The 23,859-nt window shown below is 61.7% G+C and carries 17 protein-coding genes and 3 pseudogenes; 13 read left to right on the top strand and 7 right to left on the bottom strand.

From position 1 onward, the window contains the following. The first annotated feature begins 3 nt into the window (after nt 1-3). The 3 genes and pseudogenes from BZ163_RS17715 (at nt 4) to BZ163_RS17705 (ending at nt 5,992) form a co-directional block, all read left to right on the top strand. A pseudogene (locus tag BZ163_RS17715) lies at nt 4-1,673 on the top strand (VRR-NUC domain-containing protein). Beyond that, complete coding sequence (locus tag BZ163_RS17710) at nt 1,670-4,009, top strand: ATP-dependent DNA helicase (protein ID WP_224790911.1); 2,340 nt, start codon at nt 1,670-1,672, stop codon at nt 4,007-4,009. The pseudogene BZ163_RS17715 and the gene BZ163_RS17710 overlap by 4 nt, the downstream one beginning before the upstream one ends. Before the next feature lie 60 nt (nt 4,010-4,069). After that, on the top strand, nt 4,070-5,992 hold the full coding sequence (locus tag BZ163_RS17705; RefSeq protein ID WP_128871984.1) for a PAS domain-containing sensor histidine kinase: 1,923 nt from the start codon (nt 4,070-4,072) through the stop codon (nt 5,990-5,992). 30 nt (nt 5,993-6,022) lie between these two features. Here BZ163_RS17705 and BZ163_RS17700 read toward each other — a convergent pair whose 3' ends face one another. Next, nucleotides 6,023-6,262 (bottom strand): hypothetical protein, encoded by a 240-nt coding sequence (locus tag BZ163_RS17700; protein WP_128871983.1) that lies wholly within the window; start codon nt 6,260-6,262, stop codon nt 6,023-6,025. A gap of 84 nt (nt 6,263-6,346) precedes the next feature. Here BZ163_RS17700 and BZ163_RS17695 point away from each other — a divergent pair, with 84 nt between their 5' ends. Beyond that, nucleotides 6,347-6,883 carry a hypothetical protein gene (locus BZ163_RS17695; protein ID WP_128871982.1) on the top strand — a complete coding sequence of 179 codons (537 nt, stop codon included), beginning with the start codon at nt 6,347-6,349 and terminating at the stop codon, nt 6,881-6,883. A gap of 177 nt (nt 6,884-7,060) precedes the next feature. Here BZ163_RS17695 and BZ163_RS17690 read toward each other — a convergent pair whose 3' ends face one another. Continuing rightward, entirely contained in the window at nt 7,061-7,537 is a 477-nt protein-coding gene (locus BZ163_RS17690) for a hemerythrin domain-containing protein (protein WP_128871981.1), read from the bottom strand. Nucleotides 7,538-7,780: 243 nt separating this feature from the next. Here BZ163_RS17690 and BZ163_RS36465 point away from each other — a divergent pair. Further along, nucleotides 7,781-8,029 (top strand): annotated as a pseudogene (locus BZ163_RS36465) (alcohol dehydrogenase catalytic domain-containing protein); the annotation flags it as partial. Nucleotides 8,030-8,287: 258 nt separating this feature from the next. On the opposite strand, the gene BZ163_RS17680 reads toward BZ163_RS36465, so the two are convergent. The 3 genes from BZ163_RS17680 to BZ163_RS17670 all read right to left on the bottom strand — a co-directional run bounded on the left by BZ163_RS17680 (nt 8,288) and on the right by BZ163_RS17670 (nt 10,770). After that, nucleotides 8,288-8,584, bottom strand: a complete 297-nt coding sequence (locus tag BZ163_RS17680) for a hypothetical protein (protein WP_128871980.1) — start codon at nt 8,582-8,584, stop codon at nt 8,288-8,290. A 184-nt stretch (nt 8,585-8,768) separates the two neighbouring features. After that, entirely contained in the window at nt 8,769-10,112 is a 1,344-nt protein-coding gene (locus BZ163_RS17675; RefSeq protein ID WP_128871979.1) for a sodium:proton antiporter, read from the bottom strand. A gap of 46 nt (nt 10,113-10,158) precedes the next feature. Next, nucleotides 10,159-10,770 carry a Yip1 family protein gene (locus tag BZ163_RS17670; protein WP_128871978.1) on the bottom strand — a complete coding sequence of 204 codons (612 nt, stop codon included), beginning with the start codon at nt 10,768-10,770 and terminating at the stop codon, nt 10,159-10,161. Nucleotides 10,771-10,940: 170 nt separating this feature from the next. Between BZ163_RS17670 and BZ163_RS17665 the strand changes: the two genes are divergently transcribed. Together BZ163_RS17665 and BZ163_RS34865 are read left to right on the top strand one after the other, a co-directional pair. After that, nucleotides 10,941-11,462: a CinA family protein gene (locus tag BZ163_RS17665; protein ID WP_128871977.1), complete on the top strand. Its 522-nt coding sequence runs from the start codon at nt 10,941-10,943 to the stop codon at nt 11,460-11,462. Beyond that, nucleotides 11,452-11,610, top strand: coding sequence for a hypothetical protein (locus BZ163_RS34865; RefSeq protein ID WP_168187377.1), 159 nt, complete (start codon nt 11,452-11,454; stop codon nt 11,608-11,610). Before BZ163_RS17665 ends, BZ163_RS34865 begins: the two co-directional genes overlap by 11 nt. 145 nt (nt 11,611-11,755) lie before the next feature. Here the strand turns inward: BZ163_RS34865 and BZ163_RS17660 are convergent, their stop codons facing one another. After that, entirely contained in the window at nt 11,756-12,610 is an 855-nt protein-coding gene (locus BZ163_RS17660) for a glucose 1-dehydrogenase (RefSeq protein WP_128871976.1), read from the bottom strand. Between the two features lie 220 nt (nt 12,611-12,830). Then, entirely contained in the window at nt 12,831-13,985 is a 1,155-nt protein-coding gene (locus tag BZ163_RS17655; RefSeq protein WP_128871975.1) for a MalY/PatB family protein, read from the bottom strand. Between the two features lie 525 nt (nt 13,986-14,510). Between BZ163_RS17655 and fdnG the strand changes: the two genes are divergently transcribed. The 6 genes and pseudogenes from fdnG (at nt 14,511) to selB (ending at nt 23,856) form a co-directional block, all read left to right on the top strand. After that, nucleotides 14,511-17,576: a formate dehydrogenase-N subunit alpha gene (gene fdnG, locus BZ163_RS17645; RefSeq protein WP_143511023.1), complete on the top strand. Its 3,066-nt coding sequence runs from the start codon at nt 14,511-14,513 to the stop codon at nt 17,574-17,576. Then, nucleotides 17,577-18,512, top strand: coding sequence for a formate dehydrogenase subunit beta (fdxH, locus tag BZ163_RS17640; protein WP_128871972.1), 936 nt, complete (start codon nt 17,577-17,579; stop codon nt 18,510-18,512). Further along, nucleotides 18,509-19,162 carry a formate dehydrogenase subunit gamma gene (locus BZ163_RS17635; protein ID WP_128871971.1) on the top strand — a complete coding sequence of 218 codons (654 nt, stop codon included), beginning with the start codon at nt 18,509-18,511 and terminating at the stop codon, nt 19,160-19,162. The genes fdxH and BZ163_RS17635 overlap by 4 nt, the downstream gene beginning before the upstream one ends. Nucleotides 19,163-19,166: 4 nt before the next feature. After that, nucleotides 19,167-20,093 carry a formate dehydrogenase accessory protein FdhE gene (gene fdhE, locus BZ163_RS17630; protein WP_128871970.1) on the top strand — a complete coding sequence of 309 codons (927 nt, stop codon included), beginning with the start codon at nt 19,167-19,169 and terminating at the stop codon, nt 20,091-20,093. Between the two features lie 438 nt (nt 20,094-20,531). Next, nucleotides 20,532-21,950 (top strand): L-seryl-tRNA(Sec) selenium transferase, encoded by a 1,419-nt coding sequence (gene selA, locus BZ163_RS17620; RefSeq protein WP_168187378.1) that lies wholly within the window; start codon nt 20,532-20,534, stop codon nt 21,948-21,950. Next, nucleotides 21,947-23,856 (top strand): annotated as a pseudogene (gene selB / locus BZ163_RS17615) (selenocysteine-specific translation elongation factor). Before selA ends, selB begins: the two are co-directional and overlap by 4 nt. Nucleotides 23,857-23,859: the final 3 nt, after the last annotated feature.

Genomic DNA, 23,859 nt, shown 5'->3' with positions numbered 1-23,859 from the left:
GCCATGGCCCTTTTACCTGTGACTGCAAATCCCCTCGACGACCCGTTCTACTACTTGAACAACTTCATGCAAGTGCTTGATTGGCTTGAGCATCGCTATGCCGATGTGTTGAGTGTCGAGGAGCAGCGGTTCATCGGCGATTTCTACCAGCTGCCCCGACCCTCCAGGGCGCTGCTGGTACGGATGGTCATGCGCAGGGGCATACACTTTCGGGCGAGCAAGCTGCAGTACGCCGAGATCGGCGACACCGCGAGCGCTGCCGGCCCGTTGCTGGCGCTGGGCTGGATCGACGAGCAGGCGCCGCTGTCGGTCGCGGAACTGTTCGAGGTGCTGCTCAAGGCCGAAATCCTCCAGTGCCTTGGCGCGGCCATCGATCAGCCCAAGGGCAAGAAGACCGATTGGCTGCCGGCATTGAGCGAACGGTTTCCCGAAGCCCGATGCTTCAGCCTCTGGTGCGAGGCATTGGATGACCGACTGTTCAGCCTGACCATCATGGGGCTGTGTGATCGCCTGCGCCTGATGTTCTTTGGCAATCTTTACCAGGATTGGTCGGAGTTCGTGCTGGCCGACCTGGGGATTTTTACCTATGAAAAAGTCGAGTTCTGCGCCGACTCCCGGGGCTTGCGCAGCCGCGAGGACGTGGATGCCTGCGTGTTCCTGCATGACTGCCAGCAGCGTTTCGAAGCCGGCGATGCGCTGGCCGGCATTGTCGAGCAGGTCAACGGGCTGGCGCTGGACAATCCCTGGCTGCAACGTCGTCGCGACAAGCTGTTATTCCAGATGGGGCAATATTGCGAACGCACCGCCGATTTCGCCACGGCCCTGGGCATTTACCGCGAGTGCGCCTGGCCTGGCGCGCGGTTGCGCCTGATATCGCGTGCTGGAGCGCTGCGGCGAGTATCAGTTGGCGCTGGACCTGGCCAGCCATGCCGAGCAGTCCGCGCAAAGTGCCGCCGAACAGCAACACTTGCTGCGGGTATTGCCCCGACTGCGGCGCAAGCTCGGCGGACCGCCCATCAAACGTTCGTCCCCTCGGGAAATGCTGCGCCTGGACCTGCAACTGCCCAGGACCGATCCGGCGCTGTCGGTGGAATATCATGTCCAGGCTCACCTGGCAGAAGAAGCAGCACCGGTGCATTACGTGGAGAACAGCCTGATCAACTCGCTGTTCGGGCTGCTGTGCTGGCCGGCGATCTTCGCGCCCTTGCCGGGGGCGTTTTTTCACCCGTTCCAGCGGGGGCCGGTGGACCTGCTCAATGAAGACTTCCATCTGCGTCGGGCTGACCTGTTCCAGGCCTGCCTGGGCGAACTCGATGACGGACGTTACCGCCAGACCATCCGTGACCGGTATGCCGCCAAGCGGGGCGTGCAATCACCGTTCGTGTTCTGGGGCGTATTGAGCGAGGAGTTGCTGCGACCAGGCCCTCGATTGCCTGCCGGCCGACCACCTCAAACACTGGTTCCATCGCCTGCTGCTGGACATCAAGGCCAATCGCGCCGGCATGCCGGACCTGATCCAGTTCTGGCCGCAAGACAAGACCTACCGCATGATCGAAGTCAAAGGCCCCGGCGATCGCCTGCAGGACAACCAGTTGCGCTGGCTGGAGTTCTGCCATGAGCACCAGATGCCGATTGCCGTGTGCTACGTGCAATGGGCGGAGCAAAGCGCGTGAGCTACAGCATCGCGGTTCGCGCGTTGTGCGAGTTCACCGCCAAGGTCGGCGATCTTGACCTGCGCTTCACGCCGTCGCCGACTGCACTGGAAGGCATCGTCGGGCATCGCACCGTGGCGTCCCGGCGCAGCGAGGGTTACCAGAGTGAAGTCGCACTCGAAGGCCAGTATCAAACGTTGCAGATCAAGGGCAGGGCGGACGGCTACGACCCGGTGCAAAATTGTCTGGAAGAAGTCAAAACCTATCGCGGTGACTTGAGCAAGCAGCCCGCCAACCACCGCCAGCTGCACTGGGCGCAGGCGAAGATCTACGGCTGGCTGATGTGCCGGAAACTGCAACTGGCCCGGATCAACCTGGCGCTGGTGTACTTCGACATTGTCAGCGAAAAGGAAACCTGTTTGGTCGAGGCCTTCGGCGCGCCAGAGCTGGGGCAGTTTTTCGAGCACCATTGCCGGCTGTTCCTGCAGTGGGCCGAGCAGGAAATGGCCCACCGCGAAGGACGCAATCGCGCGGCGCAGCAACTGGCGTTTCCCCACGCCGACTTTCGTCCGGGGCAGCGTCATCTGGCTGAATCGGTGTTCAAGGCGGTCAGTACCGGGCGCTGCCTGATGGCCCAGGCACCTACGGGAATCGGCAAGACCGTCGGCACCTTGTTTCCAATGCTCAAGGCCCTGGCGCCGCAGCAACTGGACAAGGTGTTCTTCCTGACCGCGAAGACCCCGGGCCGCAAACTGGCGCTGGATGCCGCGCAAGTCATTCTCCAGAGTGCCGAAGCGCCACCCCTGCGGGTTCTGGAAATGATCGCCCGGGACAAGGCCTGCGAGCATCCGGACAAAGCCTGTCACGGCGAATCCTGCCCGTTGGCCCAGGGTTTCTATGACCGCTTGCCCGCGGCGCGCCAGGCCGCCAGCGAACTGACCCTGTTGAACCAGAGCGCCTTGCGTGAGGTGGCGCTTGAACATGCCGTGTGCCCGTATTACCTGAGCCAGGAAATGGCCCGCTGGGCCGATGTAGTGGTCGCCGACTACAACTATTATTTCGATTTCAGCGCGTTGCTGTTCGGCCTGGCCCAGGCCAACAATTGGAAAGTCGCGGTGCTGGTGGACGAAGCGCATAACCTGGTGGAGCGGGGGCGGCAAATGTACAGTGCCAGCCTCGACCAATCGACCCTCAACGCTGTGCGCAAAACCGCCCCGCCAGCGCTGAAGACGGCCTTGCAGCGGGTCAACCGGCAGTGGAATGCCCTGCATGACCTGCAGCTCGGCGCCTATCAGGCGTATGACAAGGCACCGGAAAAATTGCTCCAGGCCCTGTCGTCCTGCAGTGCGAGTATCGGCGATTACCTGAACGATCATCCTCAAGGCCTGGACAGCGCCTTGCAGGGCTTTTACTTCGACATGCTGCAGTTTTGCCGGGTCGCCGAACTGTTCGATGAACAGTTCCTGTTCGACATCAGCAAGCGCGACCTCGAGCGCAAGAAAAACCTGTCGCAGCTGTGCTTGCGCAATGTGGTGCCCGCCGGCTTCATCCGCCCGCGCCTGACGGCTGCGCGCAGCACCGTGTTGTTTTCCGCGACCCTGAGCCCGCGCCATTACTACGCCGATCTGTTGGGCACGCCGGCGAACACGGTGTGGATCGATGTCGAATCACCTTTTCACGCCGATCAGTTGCAAGTGCATATCGTCAGCCAGATCTCCACCCGGTTCGTTCATCGCCAGTCGTCCCTGGCGCCGATCGTCGAGCTGATCGCCAGGCAGTTCAGCCAGCGCCCCGGCAACTACCTGGCGTTTTTCAGCAGCTTCGATTATTTGCAGCAAGTGGCGCAGTTGCTGGCGCAAAGACATCCCCATATCAATCTGTGGGCACAGTCTCGAGGCATGGCGGAAGGGCCGCGGCAGGATTTTCTCGATCAGTTCACCGCCGACAGCCAGGGCATCGGTTTCGCCGTGCTGGGCGGGGCGTTCGGCGAAGGCATCGACTTGCCCGGGGCGCGCCTGATCGGTGCATTCATTGCTACTCTGGGGCTGGCGCAGCTCAACCCGGTCAACGAGCAGGTGAAACATCGCATGGCGGCGATTTTCGGTGCCGGGTATGACTACACCTACTTGTTCCCCGGGGTGCAGAAAGTGGTCCAGGCGGCGGGGCGGGTGATTCGCACCCAGCAGGATCAAGGGGTCGTCATGCTGATCGATGACCGGTTTGGCGACAGCAAGGTCAAGCAACTGCTGCCGCGCTGGTGGACGATTGCGCCCGCGACTTATGTTGCGCGCCAACCCCCCGAGCAAGCAGTCATCGAGGCCACCGCCCAGGGTTGCGCACAGCCCGCGTTGTTTTGAGTTTTCCAAATTTTCCGTTTGTCCCATACTCCACACATACATCCATGACGTGAGGGATCAATGAGCGAAGATCGAAGCAAAGCCACCATCATCGATGACAGTCGGTTGCGCCTGTTGATCGATGCTGTGATTGACTATGCGATCTACATGATTGATCCCGATGGCATCATCACCAGCTGGAACGCCGGCGCCCGGCGTTTCAAGGGGTATGAGGAGGGGGAGATCCTCGGCCAGCACTTCTCGCGTTTCTACACCGACGAAGATAGACGCGCAGGCCTGCCCCAGCGCGCATTGAACACGGCCATCGCCGAAGGGCGCTTCGAGGGCGAAGGCTGGCGGGTGCGCAAGAACGGCACGCACTTTTGGTGCCACGTGGTCATCGACCCGATTATCGACCCGACGGGCAAATTGCTGGGGTTTGCCAAGATCACCCGGGACCTGACCGACCGCAAGATGGCCGAAGAGACCCTCAAGCAAAGCGAGCAGCAATTCCGCCTGCTGGTGCAAAGCGTCACGGACTACGCGATCTATATGCTCGCCCCGGACGGCCGCCTGACCAACTGGAATCTCGGGGCCCAGCGCATCAAGGGCTATATGCCCGAAGAAGTGATCGGGCAACATTTTTCGATGTTTTATACCCCGGAGGACCGCGAGGCCGGCGAACCGCAACGAACCCTGTCCATTGCCATCCGTGACGGGCGGTTCGAAAACAAGGGCTGGCGCGTGCGCAAGGACGGGACGCGGTTCATGGCGCACGTGGTGGTCGATCCGATCTGGGGCGACACCGGCACGCTACTCGGTTTTGCCAAGATCACCCGTGACATCACCGAAGCCACCCAGGCCCAGCAGGTCCTCGAACAAACCCGCGAGGCGCTGTTCCAGGCGCAGAAGATGCAAGCCATCGGCCAGCTCACCGGAGGCATTGCCCACGATTTCAACAACCTGTTGACGGTGATCCTCGGCAATCTGGAAATAGTCCGCAAGCGCGTGGGTGACGACCCGCGTATTACCCGGCTGGTGGACAACGCCACCCAGGGCGCCTTGCGTGGCGTATCGCTGACCCAGCGCATGCTGGCGTTTGCCAGGCGCCAGGAACTCAAGGCCGAACCTGTCGAGATTCCGGCGCTGGTGCAAGGTATCTCCGGCTTGTTGCGCAGCTCCCTCGGGCCTTCCGTGGTCCTTGAAACCAGCTTTTCAACCGAACTCGAACCCGTTCTGGCCGACGTCAATCAGCTTGAACTGGCGGTGCTGAACCTGGCGACCAACGCCCGGGATGCAATGCCCCATGGCGGGAAGTTGGTGATCAGCGCCAGAACGGAAGAGGTTCGCGACCAACTCCAGTTCACCCCGATGAAGGGCCGCTATGTCTGCCTGAGTGTCAGAGACACGGGGGAAGGCATGGATGAGACCACGCTGGCCTCGGCGATGGACCCGTTCTTCACCACCAAGGGGGTGGGTAAAGGCACGGGCCTGGGGTTGTCGATGGTGCATGGTTTTATCGAACAACTGGGCGGGCGATTCATCCTCAAGAGCCAGAAAGACGCGGGCACGACCGCAGAACTGTGGATACCCGTCGCCACGACCGGTTCGGTTGCCACGCCCGCTACCGACGAAGAAACCGCACCGCCGGTGCCTCGCCTGTGTGTGCTGGTGGTGGACGACGACAGCCTGGTGCTGACCAGTACCTGCCTGTTGCTCGAAGACCTCGGGCATCGGGTGATCAGCGCGGTGTCCGGGGCGCTGGCGCTGAAAGCGCTCGATGCCGAGCCGACCATCGACCTGGTCATTACCGACATGGCCATGCCGCAGATGAATGGCGCGCAATTGGCGCAGGCCATTCGAACCCGCAAACCTGACTTGCCGATCATCCTCGCGACCGGCTATGCCGAACGGCTGGAAGGCTTTGCCACGAAACTGCCGCGCCTGTCCAAACCCTATACCCAGCTCAATCTGGTGGAGATCATTGCCTCGACCATGAAATGATCGCCGCACAATCACCCGTATACCGAAACATCAGGAGGCGGAGTGCGCATTCTTCCTGAAGCCGCGCAGGTTCATGGCGCACAGGCAAAACTGCAACACGATCAGGGCATAGGCCTGGGTGTGGTATCCCCATATCACCCACAACACATTGCTCACGATAAAACAGATGAAGCCCGAGACCCGACGCTCGGGCTTTTGCGAACCGATCAGCCACGCGGCCAGCACCGTGACCACCATGGCTGGCCATTGCACCCAATCGAGATAGTCCATTGCTGACCCCTTGTGTTGTCAATCCGGCTGAACTTGTCGGCAGCGGTTTCTTCTAAAGGTCTTTGCAGCCCTCGGGTGATTCCAGTGCCAAGAATACTGACCGAGGCCCCGGCCGAAGAAACCCTCACCGAACACAACGCCAAAATGTTTGGTTCGCCCAAGGAACGCCTGGATTTCTATCGCCGGGAAATCCAGTACGAAACCAGCATTCTGGCCAATCGCACCGACGCCTATCTGGCCGCGCAATCGTTTTTGCTGATTGCCTTTGCCTCCTGCATGTCCAACCTCAATCCGGAATGGGGCAAGCTCTTTACCCTGGTGGTGCCGCCATTCCTGGCGTTGTTGGGACTGCTCAGTTCGCTCAACGCCTGGCCGGGTATTCGAGCGGCCTACGACATTATTGATCATTGGCATTTCAAGCAGAGTGAGTTGTTGCGCAGCGAGCCCTTGATGGGCCTCGCCTATGATGAATCGCCGTTGTTCAGTGAGATGGAGTCGTCCCATAAGGGCTATCGCAAATCCTTGTTGTTTTCGGTGCGTACGCCGTGGATTTTCGCCACGTTCTGGGTATTGCTGGGGACCTATGCGGTTTATATCCAGGTGACCAATCCCGGTGCGTGAGCCGGGCGGAACAAGGTTCGGCGGGTTACTCGGCAAAAACCCTGTAGGCGCGAGCTTGCTCGCGATGGATTCAAGAACAGCGCGATCATTCAGACTGTACGCATGTCGTCGTCATCCATCGCGAGCAAGCTCGCTCCTACAGGTGTCCGCCCCCTTTGCCAGAGGCAGAACGCTCCCTCAAGCCGCCATGTTGCCCGCGCTCATTTCTTTCTTGTACTGGGCCTTCAAGGTTTCCATTTGCGCCCCCAGTTCTTCCAGGGTGGCTTTGCCCAGCAGCTTTTTCGCCTGAGGAAACATTTCCGTTTCTTCCTCTTCGATATGGTGTTCCAGCAGTTCCTTGACCACTTTCACCCGACCGGCGAATTCCGGACTGGAGGGGTCGGTGACTTTCAGGTCGGGCAGCACCAGCGAGTCCACCGTGCGATGTTCTTCCTTGGCCTCGTAATACATCACGTCCTGCTCTTTGCCCCCGGCTTTCTTGTACGCCGGGTACAAAACCTCTTCTTCGAGACGGGTATGAATGGTGATCTCCATTTCCAGCTTGGCCAGCAGTTCGCCGCGTTTTTTGACACCACGCTCGGTGGATTCGCTTAATTGGGTCAAGATGCCTTTTACACGTTCATGGTCGGCTTTCAACAGGTCTATGGCGTTCATGGTCGAGTCTCTCAACTAGTCAGGGGATGAGCGCGAACGGTCTCAAGGCCGAAGGTCGCTCCTGGTACGGGAGCATTTGTCGTGCCGCTTCTTACTATCTTTTAATTGTTATATTAATCAATAGGTTAATAGCGCTGATGGCAAACTGAAGTCGTGCAGGCTGCATGAGTCTGGAAATTGACTCATGCAGTTCGCGGCGTCGCTTTTTTACCCCGGTAATAGTGTGATTTTCCACCTTGGCCGCTGATCAGATTCGCCCGGCATGTCGAAGAAACCGGCTCGGCAGTGACGGCCGTGCAGCGCGGTGATCGGGTGGTGACCCCGTTCGTGATTGCGTGTGGCGAGTGCTTTTTTTGCCAGCGTGACCTGTTCGCCAGTTGCGATGCGTTCGACAAGGGCCTGACGTTCAAAATGGGCCAGACCCATGTGCAGCGCTACTTGCCGGAGTTGCTCGGGCACATCGAAACCGGACGCCTGCAACCGGAGGCAATACCGGCGATATAGATCGGTTTTGCAGCAGGGAATTGGGCGGCCTGTGCCGGACGCCGGATTGGTGCGCGCCCCGATTAACTGTAGGAGCTGGCTTGCCAGCGAAGACGGCGGGTCAGTCGACATTGATGTCGGGATGTCAGTCCGCCTTCGCTGGCAAGCCAGCTCCTACAAGGGATCTCTGCTTGCTCGGGATTGGTCTACGGCCCCAATTCCTGTTGGGAGCGAGCCTGCTCGCGAAGAGGCCGCGCACGCCTGCCTTTAAACCCTGGACTCGGCTTCCCGATGCAACCGTTGCGCATTTTGCGTAGACGCCGAAACAGGCGGGAAATCTGTATTGAGTACGCGCAAGTGTTCGATCGCTTCCTTGAACTTCAGGTTGGCCTTCCTGCGTATGTCCAGATAGCGATCAAACAGTTCGCCATCCATATCGCTGCCCTCGAGCAGCTCGAAGGCGCTGCGGCTGAGCGCCTGGGCCTCGGCAAACATCTGGCGGTTGCGTTCCAGGGCGAACGCGCGGCAGGCTTTGATTTCTTCGCAGGTTGAATAGTGAATCATGACCAGCACCTTATTTTCGAGGTCCCTTTTAATAGGCTTGGCGCCGCAGGGGAACCGAACCTGAATCCTCGCGCCCTACAAAAGCCGGGCGCGATTAACCGTATGACCCGCCGGATCGCCCAAGGATTTCAAATTTATGAAGGCGAAAATTCGATGATTCCGGCAGTAAAAGCCGGGGGTAAAATCAACTATCCTGTTTTTTACGCCGCTCATATCGAGCCAGGATCGGTTGGGTACTGATCCCGTGGAGCAGGATGCTCAGCGCGACCACGGACAGGGTCAGATCGATGCACAGGGTTGCTACAGACGGCGCCAGCCCGTGGTTCAATGCATAAAACAGATAAAACAGACTGCCGATGCCGCGTATCCCGAACCAGCCGATCAACAGGCGCTGGCGCCTGTCCAGCAACCCACCCCAAGGCATGGCGACCACGCTCAACGGTCGAATCAGGCAGAACAACACGCCGGCAATCGCCAGCGCGCGCCAGTCCCAGTGAGCGACCAGCACCACCCCGAGCAGCGTCACCAGGAAGACTTCCATGGCCCGTTCCACCAGCCCGCCGAAGGCGAGCATGTCACCCATCATGATGCCCGCTGCCACCTGCGTGTCTTCAAGGCTTGCGGTATCGCCATGCACGGCGTGTTGCGGCTCGACGTTCTGGTGCCCGACCACCGGCTGTACCAGATGCTCGGCGGGAAGCTCGTCGTTGCCCGTGGATTTGACCTCTACCTGACGCAGACCCAGGCCCGCGGCGAATACCGACAGAAAGCCGTAGCCGTGAATCGACTCCGCCACTACATACGACAGGGCGATCAACGCGAGGGCCAGGTAATCATTCGGCGACAGCGTGCTGTCGTCGTTCTTGATCCGCAGCGACAAGGTCACGCGGCCGATACCGCGTCCCATCCAATAGCCGGTGAGCAGGCCGGCCGGCACTGCCCACAGCACACTGAACAGCAGCCAATCGCCCAGCCAGCCGGGGTTGCCGTCGAGTTTCACCAGCAGCAAGCCGAGAATCACGAAGGGAAAGGCGATGCCGTCGTTGAGCCCGGCCTCACCCGACAGGCCAAAGCGCACGCTGTCGTCATCCCGGGCATCGTTGACTTGCACCAGTGAGGCGAGGACCGGGTCGGTCGGCGCCAGAATCGAGCCGATCAGCACCGAAGACCCCCAGGTTAGCTGGAACCCGTAGTGCAGCAACAGACTGACGCCGGCAATGGTCAACAGCATCACCGGACCGGCCAGCCCGAATGCAATCCGCCATTTTTTGTCCCTGAGCGGCGAGCGCAATTTGAGGCCGCAGACAAAGAGCGAAAACAGCACCGCGACTTCCGTCAGGTGCTCCATCCAGATCGACGCGTCCGTCGTATCCAGTTTCAACAGCCCGAATACCGCCGGCCCGATCGCCACCCCCAGCACCAGGCACACGGCGGAGGTGGTCACCGGCATCCAGCGCAGGTACGACGACGTCAGTGCCAGCGTCAGCAGCACAGCTCCCAGTACCGCCACCCAGACAATGAAACTCATGATCGGGATTCACTGCGGGCGGCGCGGGCCCCAAGGGCCGAGGTCATCAACCGACAGTCGCGCGCAGGTATTCAGGCGTCAACACGTTGAACCAGATCAGGATCATTTCCACCAGGATGGTGACCAGCACCAACAAGCCGACACCCCAGACGCAAGCCGCATTCAGCAGGCCTTGTTCCTTGCGTTCGTGCATGAAAGTCGGCAGGCCGACAAACAGCAGGAAGGTCGAATAGAGCGAGGCGGCACCCAGCACGGTGATCGCCAGCCAGCGGCTCGGGTACAGGCCGGCTATGCCGGCGAGGAAAAACGGGGTCACGGTATAGGCTGCAAAACCGATGCATTGATTGACGGTCGGCCGCGCGTCGAACGTGCGCGACATCCAGCGGATGAACAGTCCCATCAGCGCCACGCCGGCGACGATGGTGACGTAGAGCAACCCACACAACTGCAACGCACTGCCGGCGCTGAGCTTGACGATTTCATTCTCCGCCAGGCTCCAGCCGACGTAGGTAGTCCCGATAAACAGGCACACTGCGGGGATCAAGGCCAGCAGCAACAAATGGGCGAGGTAATGACGCGGATGCGCTTCCTCTTCCTTGCGGATATCCGTCCACGCGAAGTTCGGTTGGGTAAACAGCTTGACGATAGGTGCGGACATGACGACCTCCTGAGCTGGAGCGGCCCGTGACAGGGGCCCCTAAACGTATTGAGGGGCAAGTTTTGCCAGGGGTTCATTTTTTCTCCGCAGGCCTGGGGCAGGTGCCGATAGAGGGAATGTTTGCAGGTGGCCAAGGTCAACCGAGCAGTTGTCTGCCTGGATGATTTGCCATGAACGTCAGCCAATCGGTGGTCGAGTATCTGCGTCAAAACGGCTTGCTGCTGACCACTGCAGAGTCATGTACAGCGGGCAAGATCATCACGCTGCTGGCTGAAGTGCCGCACAGCGGGGAGCTGATCGAAAGCGGGTACGTGGTCTATTCCCCCGAAGCCAAGCAACGATTGCTCAACGTCAGCCCCGAGACCATCGAAACCTTTAACCTGACCAGTTGTGAAGTTGCCCGGGAAATGGCCTCGGGTGCCCTGCGCGACAGCACGGCCAATGTCGCGGTGGCAACCACCGGCATACTCGGGCCGGAAGACGTGGATGGCATTCCAGCCGGCACCATTTGTTTCGCCTGGGCCTTCCAGACCGCGCAGGGACAAAGGGTTTTCAGCCAGCAACAGCGGTTCTTCGGGACGCGTTCCGAGGTCCAGTTGTTGGCCGCCGAGCATGCATTGAAACGGCTGTCGCACTTCCATCAACGGGCCTTGGCGGGTGAGCAAGACCTGGGAGCATCAGATGAACGATGAATCCGGCCATACCGATTACCGCAGCCGCGACTATCCGGTGCTTGAAGACATGGTGCATCAGGTCAAGGTCTGGCGATTCGAGCGCTGGGGCTGGTACGTGATCAGATCAAGTTCGCCATCCTGGAGCGCAACGGCAAGATCTCGGTAAATGCCGTGTAGGAGCAAGCGGTGCGGCGATTCGACTTGCCCGTGAATTGGGCGCTGCGGTGTATCTGTTGTACCGGGTTATCGTTCTTCGCCGGCAAGCCTGGCTCCTACAGGGGCCAGGCGTGGCATTGACCCAGGTACGGTGTTCAGAGCATCGGTTTGCCGCCGGTAATGCCGTACCGCTGCCCGGTGATGTAGCTGGCTTCATCCGACGCCAACAGCACATAGATCGGCGCCACCTCCACCGGTTGGCCCGGCCGCCCGAGCGGGGTCTGTCCGCCAAAGTTCTGCACTTCTTCATCGGGCATGGACGAGACAATCAACGGCGTCCAGATCGGCCCCGGTGCCACGCAGTTCACCCGGATGTTCTTCTCGCCCAGCATCTGCGCGAGGCCGGCGGTGAAGTTGGCGATGGCGCCCTTGGTCGTCGCGTAAGGCAGGAGGGTCGGTTTGGGCATGTCCGAATTGACCGAACTGGTGTTGATGATCGAACTGCCGGGTTGCATATGCTTCAGTGCGGCCTGGCAGATGCGGAAAATGGCGGTGATGTTGACATCGAAGGTCATCACCCATTCGTCGTCGGGGATGTCTTCGAAATGTTCGTGGGTCATCTGGAACGCGGCGTTGTTGACCAGCACATCGATCCGGCCGAAGCGTTCGACCGTCTTGTCCACCAGGGCCTGGCAGTGCGCTTTTTGCGCCAGGTCGCCGGGCAGCAGCAGGCATTGCCGGCCGCCTGCTCGACCAGCGCGCGTTTCCTGCGCGTCTTCATGTTCGTTGAGGTAGGCCACCACGACATCCGCGCCTTCACGGGCGAAGGCAATGGCGACGGCGCGACCGATGCCGCTGTCGGCGCCGGTGATCAGGGCGATCTTGCCCTCCAGCCGGCCCGAACCTTTGTAACTCTGCTCGCCGCAGTCCGGGTAGGGGTCCATTTTCTTCTGGGAACCGGGGACAGGCTGGCCTTGTTTTGGGAAAGGTGGTTTTGGATAGTCATTCATGGGGAATCTCCGATTTCAAGGCAGAAGAGTCAAAGGGTTGACCCTGGTGTTTTGCCTTGAGTTCGGTTGGATTTCATTGCTGTTCGGTAAACCTGGGCACCACACAAATCCCCTGTAGGAGCTGGCTTGCCAGCGAAGAGGCCCTTCCAGTCGACATCATTGTTGGCTGAAAGGACGCCTTCGCTGGCAAGCCAGCTCCTACAGGGGGGCGGCGTTGTTTTTAGCGGGTGCGGTTGATCAGGCTGCGCTCCATCCGCGCAATACCTTCCTCCAGCAACGCCCGCGGGCAGCCGAAATTCAGGCGCACGAACTGTTGACCGTCATCGCCGAAATCCAGGCCGGCGCTGAGCCCGACCTTGGCTTGTTCGAGGAAAAATTGCTGCGGGTTGTCCAGCCCCAGCGCCGAACAGTCGAGCCACGCCAGGTACGTGCCCTGCGGCACGTTCATGGTCACGCCCGGCAACCGGGTGCGAACGGCGTCGACCAGGTAGTCGCGGTTGCCTTGCAGATAAGTCATGAGACCGGTCAGCCAGGGTCCGGCTCCGCTGTAGGCGATGCGGGTGGCTTCCAGGCCCAGCGGGTTGACGCTGTCGACCAGGCCGCAGCGCGCGTGATTGACCCGCTCACGCACGGCTTTGTCCTGAATGATCATGAACGAGGTTTTCAGCCCGGCAATGTTATAGGCCTTGCTCGCCGACATCAGCGTGATGGTGCGCCTGGCGATGTCCGGGCTCAGGGTGGCGATCGGCACATGCACACGTCCGTCGAAGCACAGTTCGGCGTGGATCTCGTCGGAAATGATCCAGGCGTCCTGTTCCAGGCAGATGTGCGCCACCGCTTGCAGTTCTTCCCGCGGGAACACTTTGCCCAGCGGGTTGTGCGGGTTGCTCAGCAGCAGGGCGCCGCCGCCTTCCAGGGACTGGCGCAAAGCGTGCAGCGGCGTGGCATAGGTACCGTCAGGCAGGGCGTCGAAACCCAGTTCGACCTTGTTCAGCCCCCAATGCCCCGGTGCGTGACGCAGCGGCGGGTAGTTGGGGGTCTGGACCACGACATTCTGTTGCGGTTGCACCAGTGCGTGCAGGGCCATGTTGAAGCCCGACTCCACGCCCGGCAGGAAGATCAGCTCCTGGGGCTCGACGCGCCAGGCGTACTTTTTCCACAGGTCGGCAACGATGGCCTCGCGCAAGTCGTCCTGAGGCACGCTGTAGCCGAGCAATGGGTGTTCCAGACGTTTTTGCAGGGCCTGGATGATCACCGGCGGCGCGGCGAAGTCCATGTCGGCGACCCACATCGGCAATACGTCGGCCGGGTAACGGCTCCATTTGGTACTGCCGGTGAAGTGGCGGTCGAACACCTGATCAAAATCGAAAGTCATGCTCATCTCATAAAGGCCGGATTAATTCGGCAGCCATGATAAGCGCCAAGCCCCTGTGGGAGCGAGCCTGCTCGCGAAGAGGCCGTCACAGCCAGCATCCAATGTCGACTGGCACGCCACCAACCCCCTGTAGGAGCTGGCTTGCCAGCGAAGACGGTGGCACAGGCAACGAAGATGTTGGATGTGACGGCCCTTCGCTGGCAAGCAGCTCCTACGGGTCGGGGGCGTGACAGGAAGACGGGAATTGCCCGACTGTCGGTTTTCACACAATGCACCACAGCATTGTCTACAGTTTCAACTGTCGGTAGCCAAGCTGCCAACACCGTGATCGTCCAGAAAAAACCCGGCAAAGTACTAATGCCAACCTTGTAGGAGCGAGCTTGCTCGCGATGAACGTTAACGATAACGCGTTATTTCTGAATAAGCGCGTCGCCCTTGAGACCATCGCGAGCAAGCTCGCTCCTACAGAGAGCGCTGATCGGCATCAGGCAAAGTACCGGGTCTCCACCTGATCAGGAGTGCACGATGGACCTCAACCGTCGTCAGTTCTTCAAGGTCGCCGGTATCGGCCTTGCGGGCTCGAGCCTCGGCGCGCTGGGCATGGCCCCCGCGACTGCCTTCGCCGAGCAGGTGCGCCACTTCAAGCTTGCCCACACCCATGAAACCCGTAACACCTGTCCGTATTGCTCGGTCGGCTGCGGGTTGATCATGTACAGCCAGGGCGATGCCGCCAAGAACGTTGCGCAAAACATCATCCACATCGAAGGCGATGCCGACCACCCGGTCAATCGCGGCACCCTGTGCCCCAAAGGCGCCGGCCTGCTGGATTTCATTCACAGCCCCGGTCGCCTGCAGTACCCGCAGGTGCGCAAGCCCGGCAGCGGCGAGTGGACTCGGATCTCCTGGGATGAAGCGCTGGATCGCGTGGCCGACCTGATGAAGGCCGACCGCGATGCCAACTTCATCGAGAAGAACGAAGAGGGCCGGACGGTGAACCGCTGGCTGACCACCGGTTTCCTGGCGGCCTCGGCGGCGTCCAACGAAGCGGGCTACATCACCCACAAGGTCATTCGCAGTCTCGGCATGCTGGGGTTCGACAACCAGGCGCGTGTCTGACACGGTCCGACGGTGGCAAGTCTTGCCCCGACGTTTGGCCGTGGTGCCATGACCAATACCTGGACCGATATCGCCAACGCGAACCTGATCCTGGTGATGGGCGGCAACGCAGCGGAAGCGCACCCGTGCGGCTTCAAATGGGTGACCGAAGCCAAGGCGCACAATGCCGCCAGGCTGATCGTGATCGACCCGCGATTCACCCGGACCGCGTCGGTGGCCGACTATTACGCGCCGATTCGCACCGGTACCGACATCGCCTTCATGGGCGGGCTGATCAATTACCTGCTGACCGAGGACAAGATCCAGCACGAGTACGTGCGCAACTACACCGACCTGTCGTTCCTGGTCGACCCCGGTTTCACCTTCGAAGACGGGATCTTCAGCGGCTATGACGCGGTGAAGCGCCGTTATACCGACAAGACCACCTGGAACTATCAATATGCTGCAGACGGATTCGCCATGGTCGATCCGACCCTGCAAGACCCGCGCTGCGTCTACCAGCTGCTCAAGCAGCACTACAGCCGTTACAACCTGGAACTGGTGAGCCAGATCTGCGGCATGCCAACCGAATCGATCCAGAAGATCTGGGAAGAAATCGCCACCTGCTCGGCACCGGGCAAGACCATGACGATTCTCTATGCCCTGGGCTGGACCCAGCATTCGATCGGTTCGCAGATCATCCGCAGCGCGGCGATGGTGCAACTGCTGCTGGGCAACGTCGGCATGCCCGGTGGCGGGGTCAATGCCTTGCGGGGACACTCCAACATCCAGGGCCTGACCGACCTCGGGTTATTGTCCAATACACTTCCCGGCTATCTGACGCTGCCCAGTGATAGCGAGCAGGACTACGACACCTACATCTTCAAGCGGGCCCTCAAGCCCCTGCGCCCCGGGCAGATGTCCTACTGGCAAAACTACGGCAAGTTTCATGTCAGCCTGATGAAGTCCTGGTACGGCGCCAATGCCACGGCGGAGAACCATTGGGGCTACGACTACCTGCCCAAGATCGACGTTCCCAGCTACGACATCCTGAAAATGTTCGACCTGATGGGGCAGGGCAAGGTCAACGGCTACATGTGCCAGGGTTTCAACCCGATCGCCGCGCTGCCGGATAAAAACCGGGTGACGGCGGCGCTGGCCAAACTGAAGTGGCTGGTGATCATGGACCCGCTGGCCACCGAGACTTCGGAGTTCTGGAAAAACGTCGGGCCGTACAACGATGTGAAGAGCGCCGAGATCCAGACCGAAGTGATACGCCTGCCCACTACCTGTTTTGCCGAGGAGGACGGCTCGCTGGTCAACAGCAGTCGCTGGCTGCAATGGCACTGGAAAGGCGCCGACGGCCCGGGATTGGCGCGGACCGACATTCGCATCATGAGCGAATTGTTCCTGCGCCTGCGCCAGCGTTACCAGGCCAATGGCGGTGCCTACGCCGAGCCGATGATGAAACTGTCGTGGCCCTACAAGGTGCCTGAAGAACCGTCGCCGGAAGAACTGGCGAAGGAAATCAACGGCAGCGCCACCGCCGACTTTACCGACGCCACCGGCGCGACAATCAAGGCCGGCGCGCAACTGGCCGGGTTCGCTCAGCTCAAGGATGACGGCAGCACCGCGTCCGGTTGCTGGATTTTCTGCGGCAGCTGGACCGAGGCGGGCAACCAGATGGTCCGGCGCGACAACAGCGATCCGTACGCCATGCACCAACACCAGGGCTGGGCCTGGGCCTGGCCGGCGAACCGGCGGATTCTCTACAACCGCGCCTCGTGCGACCCGCAAGGCAAACCCTGGGCCGAGAACAAGCGCCTGGTGTGGTGGAACGGCAAAACCTGGGCCGGCACCGACATCCCGGACTACAAGGCCGATTCGCCACCGGAAGCCGGGATGAACCCGTTCATCATGGCGCCCGAAGGCGTCGGGCGGTTTTTCACCCGGGACAATATGGCCGAAGGCCCCTTCCCGGAACACTACGAACCCTTCGAAACGCCGATCGGCATCAACCCGCTGCACCCCAACAACAAGGGCGCCACCAGCAACCCGGCGGCGCGGATCTTCGATTCGGTGTGGGACACCCTCGGCGTGGCCAAGGACTATCCGTACGCGGCGACAAGCTACCGGCTGACCGAGCATTTCCACTTCTGGAGCAAGCATTGCAAGCTCAACGCCATCACCCAGCCCGAGCAGTTCGTGGAGATCGGCGAGGTACTGGCCAAGGAGAAAGGCATCGTTGCCGGTGACAAGGTGCGAGTCAGCTCCAAGCGCGGCTTCATCGAAGCAGTGGCGGTGGTGACCAAGCGCATCCGGCCGCTGCAGGTCAACGGCCAGGTGGTGCACCACATCGGGATTCCGTTGCACTGGGGCTTCACCGGCCTGACGCGCCACGGTTACCTGACCAACACCCTGGTGCCGTTCCTCGGCGATGGCAATTCCCAGACCCCGGAATCCAAGTCATTCCTGGTCAACGTGGAGAAAGTCTAAATGGCCAGCCAAGACATCATCGCCCGTTCGGCCACCACCACGGTTTCGCCTTCGGTGCGCATTCAGGACGAAGTGGCCAAGCTGATCGACACCACCAAGTGCATCGGCTGCAAGGCCTGCCAGGTCGCCTGCTCGGAATGGAACGAGCTGCGTGACGACGTCGGCCATAACCTCGGCACTTACGATAACCCCCAGGACCTCAGCGCAGACACCTGGACCTTGATGCGCTTTACCGAGCATGAAACCGATGCCGGCAACCTCGAGTGGCTGATCCGCAAGGACGGCTGCATGCACTGTGCCGAACCCGGTTGCCTGGCGGCGTGCCCGAGTCCGGGGGCGATCATCAAGCACGCCAACGGCATCGTCGATTTCGACCAGGACCATTGCATCGGCTGCGGTTACTGCATCACCGGTTGCCCGTTCAATATTCCGCGGATCTCGCAGAAGGATCACAAGGCCTACAAATGCACGTTGTGTTCGGACCGGGTGGCGGTGGGCCTGGAGCCGGCCTGCGTGAAAACCTGCCCAACCGGGGCGATTGTGTTCGGCACCAAGGACGACATGAAAGAACATGCCGCCGAGCGCATCGTCGACCTCAAGAGCCGCGGCTTTGCAAACGCCGGTCTGTACGACCCGGCAGGTGTCGGCGGCACTCACGTCATGTACGTGTTGCATCACGCGGACACGCCGGTGCTCTACGCCGGCTTGCCGGCGCATCCGACGATCAGTCCCCTGGTGGACCTGTGGAAGGGCGTGAGCAAACCCCTGGGTTTATTGGCCATGGGCCTGGCGGTGCTGGCCGGGTTCTTCCACTACGTGCGTGTCGGGCCGCAACTGGTCGAGGAGGATGAGCTGCCGGGCACTGTCGATCCGGCGGTGCATGAGGTCGATCCGTCGGTGCATACCTTTGATCCGCGCGGGGAGGACAGACCATGATCCGCAGACAGATCCTGCGCTACACCGCGAACCAGCGCACCAACCACTGGCTGGTGGCGATCTTGTTCTTCCTGGCGGCGCTGTCGGGGCTGGCGTTGTTTCATCCGGCGCTGTTCTGGCTCAGTCACCTGTTCGGTGGCGGCCCCTGGACGCGCATTCTGCATCCGTTCATGGGCGTGGTGATGTTCGTCCTGTTTCTGGGCCTGGTGCTGCAATTTTTTCGGGCGAATTTCTTTATCACCAATGACCGCCTGTGGCTGCGGCGTGTCGGGCGGGTGATCCGCAATGAGGAGGAGGGCGTGCCGGCGATCGGCAAATACAACCCGGGGCAGAAGCTGCTGTTCTGGACCTTGCTGCTGTGCATGCTGGTGTTGCTGTTCAGCGGGCTGGTGATCTGGCGCGCGTATTTCAGCGATTACTTCGGGATCACGGCGCTTCGCTGGGCGATGCTGCTGCACGCGGTGGCCGCTTTGATCCTGGTACTGAGTATCATCGTGCACATCTACGCCGGCATCTGGATCAAGGGTTCGGTCAGCGCCATGTTGCATGGGTGGGTCAGCCGCGCCTGGGCGAAAAAGCATCACGAACTCTGGTACCGGGAAGTGACCCGGGACGAGCACCCCGAGCGACCGGTCAGCAAAAAAGGATAACCCCTTGGCGACGATTCTTGAGCCTGGCGACATCGAAGCGGCGGCGAGTTCTCCGCCGTTTCTGCACCTGCCACCGAACAACCTGTTCACGTTGCGGGCACAGCGCCTGGAACGGTTCGCCGAAGGGCATCCCTTGGCCGATTACCTGCGGTTGGTGGCCGGCCTGTGCCATGTCCAGCAGCAACTGATGGACGATCCACCCGCCACTGCACCGTCGGACCTTGAACGCCTGCGGGTCTGCCAGCAACATGGCCTGCCACCGTTCGCCGCCGACAGCCTGGTGCGCGAGGGCGAATGGTTGCCGTTCCTCGAAGCGCTGTTGCAGCGGTATCCGCCACCTGCACAACCTGCGGTGGTAAAAGCCCTGGCGTCTTTGCGCAATGCCAACGCCGGGCAGCTCAAGGCCTGGGCGATTGCGTTGGTCAGCGGCCAGTTCACGCTGGTGCCGACCGCCCTGGTGCCATTTCTCGGCGCCGCGTTGCAGGCGGCCTGGAGCCATTGGTTGTTGGGGACACCGAACCTGCAGTTGAAACCCGGCGACAGCCTCAGCCAATGCCCGGCCTGCGGTTCGCCGGCCATGGCCGGGGTGATTCGCCACCGAGGCAAATACAACGGCCTGCGTTATCTGGTGTGCTCGCTGTGTGCCTGTGAATGGCACGTGGTGCGGGTCAAGTGCGTGTACTGCGAGCAAAGCAAAGGCCTGGAATACCTCAGCCTCGACGATGACCGCCACGCCGCCGACCAGGCCCCGCTGCGCGCGGAAACCTGTCCCGGCTGTCACAGCTACCTGAAGCTGCTGTACTTGGAAAACGACGCCGAAGCCGAAGCGCTCTCGACCGACCTGAGCAGCCTGATGCTTGATATGCGCCTGGAGCAGGAGGGCTTTCAACGGCTGGCGCCAAATCTGTTGTTCGCCCCGGGAGGCGACTGAACCTGCGATCCTGATCTGCATCCCGCAGGATGGTGGAGAACGCCAACCCTGCGTAGGAGCCGGCTTGCTGGCGAAGGCGTCTGCATGGGCGCTGCATGACTCAAGGCCGCCTTCGCTGGCAAGCCAGCTCCTACACGATTACCTGCGTACCGATGATTTGCGGAGAACGCCAACCCTGTGTAGGAGCCGGCTTGCTGGCGAAGGCGTCTGCATGGGCGCTGCATGGCTCAAGGCCGCCTTCGCTGGCAAGCCAGCTCCTCCACGATTACCTGCGTACCGATGGTTTGTGGAGAACGCCAAACCCTGTGTAGGAGCCGGCTTGCTGGCGAAGGCGTCTGCATGGGCGTTGCATGACTCAAGGCCGCCTTCGCTGGCAAGCCGGCTCCTACAGAGGTTCAACGGCTACACTCAGGCCATCAGCGTTTGCGGGAACCCCTGATGTCCAGCCAGGCCTTGCGGTTGCCTTCCATCGACAGTTTGCTGCGTCATCCAGCCTGCCAGCCACTGGCCGAGCGCTATGGACGCGACGCGCTGCTGGCCAGCTTGCGCCAATTGCTCGACGACCTGCGTGAGCCGGTGCTTTGCGGCCACCTCGACGCCGTTGAAATCGCCCCCGAAATCCTCGCGGGCAGGGCGGGCGAGCGCCTGGCCCGGCAGCATCGCAGCCATGTCCGCCGGGTGTTCAACCTCACCGGCACGGTGCTGCACACCAACCTTGGTCGCGCGCTGTTGCCAGAGGAGGCGATAGACGCGGTGCAGCTCGCTGCGCGCTACCCGCTCAACCTGGAGTTCGACCTGGACAGCGGCAAGCGCGGCGACCGTGACGACCTGATCGAAGGCCTGATCCGCGAATTGACCGGGGCCGAAGCCGTGACCGTGGTCAACAACAATGCCGCCGCGGTGTTACTGACGCTCAACAGCCTGGGCGCGCGCAAGGAAGGCATCATTTCCCGGGGCGAGCTGATCGAGATCGGCGGCGCCTTCCGGATTCCCGACATCATGGCCCGGGCCGGGGTGAAGCTGCACGAAGTCGGCACCACCAATCGCACCCATGCCCGCGATTATGCAGCGGCCATCGGTCCGCGCAGTGGCCTGGTGATGCGGGTGCACGCGAGCAACTATTCCATCGAAGGCTTCACCGCCCGGGTGCCGACCGCCGAGCTGGCGCAACTGGCGCACAAGCACGGATTGCCGTTGCTGGAAGACCTCGGCAGCGGCAGCCTGCTGGACCTGACGCGCTGGGGTTTACCTGCCGAACCGACGGTGCGCCAGGTGCTGCTCGACGGCGCGGACATCGTGACCTTCAGCGGCGACAAGTTGCTGGGCGGCCCGCAAGCCGGGTTGATCGTCGGCCGCAAGGACCTGATCGCGCGAATCAAGAAGAACCCGCTCAAACGCGCGTTGCGGGTCGACAAGCTGACCCTGGCCGCGCTCGAAGCGGTGTTGGGCCTGTACCGCGATCCGGACCGACTGGCCGAACGCCTGCCGAGTCTGCGCCTGCTGACCCGGCCACAAGCGGACATCCTGGCCCAGGCCGAGCGCCTGCAGCCCGCGCTGGCCAGGGTGCTCGGCGACGGCTGGAGTGTCAGCGCAGTGACGGCACTGGGCATGATCGGCAGCGGCAGCCAACCGGTGGCGCGTTTGCCGAGTGCCGCGTTATGCATTCGGCCCGACTCGTCCAAACGTCTGCGCGGACGACGCTTGCACGGTCTGGAAAGCGCGCTGCGCGGCTTGCCGATCCCGGTGCTCGGACGCATCGACGACGACGCCCTGTGGCTCGATCTGCGGCAACTGGACGACGAGGCGGCGTGGCTGGCGCAACTCGAGCAATGGCCGCAGGAGGGCGAACCAGGGTGATAGTCGGTACCGCAGGACACGTCGACCATGGCAAGACAGCATTGCTCCAGGCCTTGACCGGCCAGGCCGGCGATCGTCGCCGGGAAGAACGCGAGCGGGGCATGACCATCGACCTGGGTTACCTGTACGCGGCGCTGGAACCCGGAGCAGCCCTGACCGGTTTTATCGACGTGCCCGGTCATGAGCGCTTCACCCATAACATGCTGGCCGGGGCGCAGGGCATCGATCTGGTACTGCTGGTGGTGGCGGCCGACGACGGCGTCATGCCGCAGACTCGCGAGCATCTGGCCATCGTCGAACTGCTGGGCATTCCTCGGGCACTGATCGCGATCACTAAATGCGACCGGGTCGATCCCGCCAGAGTGCAGGCCGTGGACGAACAGCTCGAAGCATTGCTGGCACCCGGAGCCTATGCCGGTGCGCCGCGGATTGCGCTGTCGAGTGTGACCGGGGCGGGGGTCGAGACCCTGCGCCAGGCCTTGCTCCAGGTGCAACATGAAGTGCTGCAACGCAGTGTCCACGGCGGTTTTCGCTTGGCCATCTGATCGCGCATTCAGCGTGGCCGGCGCCGGTATCGTGGTGACCGGCACCGCGTTATCCGGGCAGGTGGCGGTGGGTGATACGCTGATGCTCGGCCCCCAGGGAAAACCGGTACGCGTGCGTGGCTTGCATGCGCAAAATCAAGCCGCGGCCAGCGCGTGTGCCGGCCAGCGCGTGGCGTTGAACCTGAGTGCCGAGCGTCTGGCGCTGGAACAGCTTCACCGGGGGCAGTGGCTGGTGGCCGAGTGGCTGTATGCGCCGACCCAACGCCTGGATATCGAGCTGCGGTTACTGGCCAGCGAAGACCGGCCCCTGGAGCACTTTCAATCCGTGCATGTGCATTTGGCTACCCAGGACGTGACGGGACGGGTGGCGTTGCTCGAAGGCTCAAGCCTCGCCCCCGGTGGGCAGATGCTCGCGCAACTGCTGCTCAACGCGCCGGTGCAGGCCGTGAGGGGCGACCCGCTGATTCTTCGCGACCAGAGCGCGCAACGCACGCTTGGCGGTGGCCGGGTGCTCGACCCGTTTGCGCCGAGCCGACATCGCCGCAGCCCCGTAGCGCCTGGCGCAGCTGCAGGCACTGGCCAGCAGCCATGGCCTGGAACAGGTTCTGCCCGTGTTGCTGGACAACAGCGACACCGGCCTCGATCCGCAACGTCTGGAGCGTCAGTTCAACCGTCCGCGTGATAGCTGGGTGTTGCCGGGCGACGTGCGTCTGATCGACACGCGGCAAGGTGCATTGCTGTTCAGCGCGGGCCGCTGGGACGCCCTGAAAATACCGGTGCTGGAACATCTTGCGCGTTTTCATCGACTTGAACCGGATCAAATGGGCCCGGACCGGGATCGCTTGCGTCGATTCACCGGCACGGCACTGGATCGCCCGACCTTCATCAGTCTGCTTGAAGAGTTGCTGGCCAGCGGCGCGATAGCGGCCAGCGGTCCGTGGCTGCACCTGCCCGATCATCAGGTGCGCTTGAGCGAGGACGACGAAGCCCTGTGGCAACAATTGCAGCCGTTGTTCGAGCAGGCCGGCTTCGATCCGCCGTGGGTGCGCGACCTGGGTCATGACCCGGGCGCGGTACGCTTGCTGCTGGGCAAGATGGCGCGGCTGGGATTGTTGCACCAGGTCGTCCGGGATCTGTTCTACACCGATGCGATGCTGCGTCGAATGGCGGCTATGCTGGTGCAACTGGCGGCCGAAAACCCGCTGATCCAGGTCACGGCGTTTCGCGACAAGGTGGGCCTGGGGCGAAAACGCAGCATCCAGATTCTCGAGTACTTCGACCGCATCGGCCTCACCCGACGGTTCGGCGACAAGCGTCATATCCGACTCGACAATGCACTGGCTCAGCCGCACGAGCCCTGAGTT

Source organism: Pseudomonas sp. VI4.1 (assembly GCF_002029345.1).
Lineage (GTDB): Bacteria > Pseudomonadota > Gammaproteobacteria > Pseudomonadales > Pseudomonadaceae > Aquipseudomonas.
Note: the sequence above shows the minus strand (reverse complement) of the source record. Positions and strands in the feature narration are given on the sequence as shown.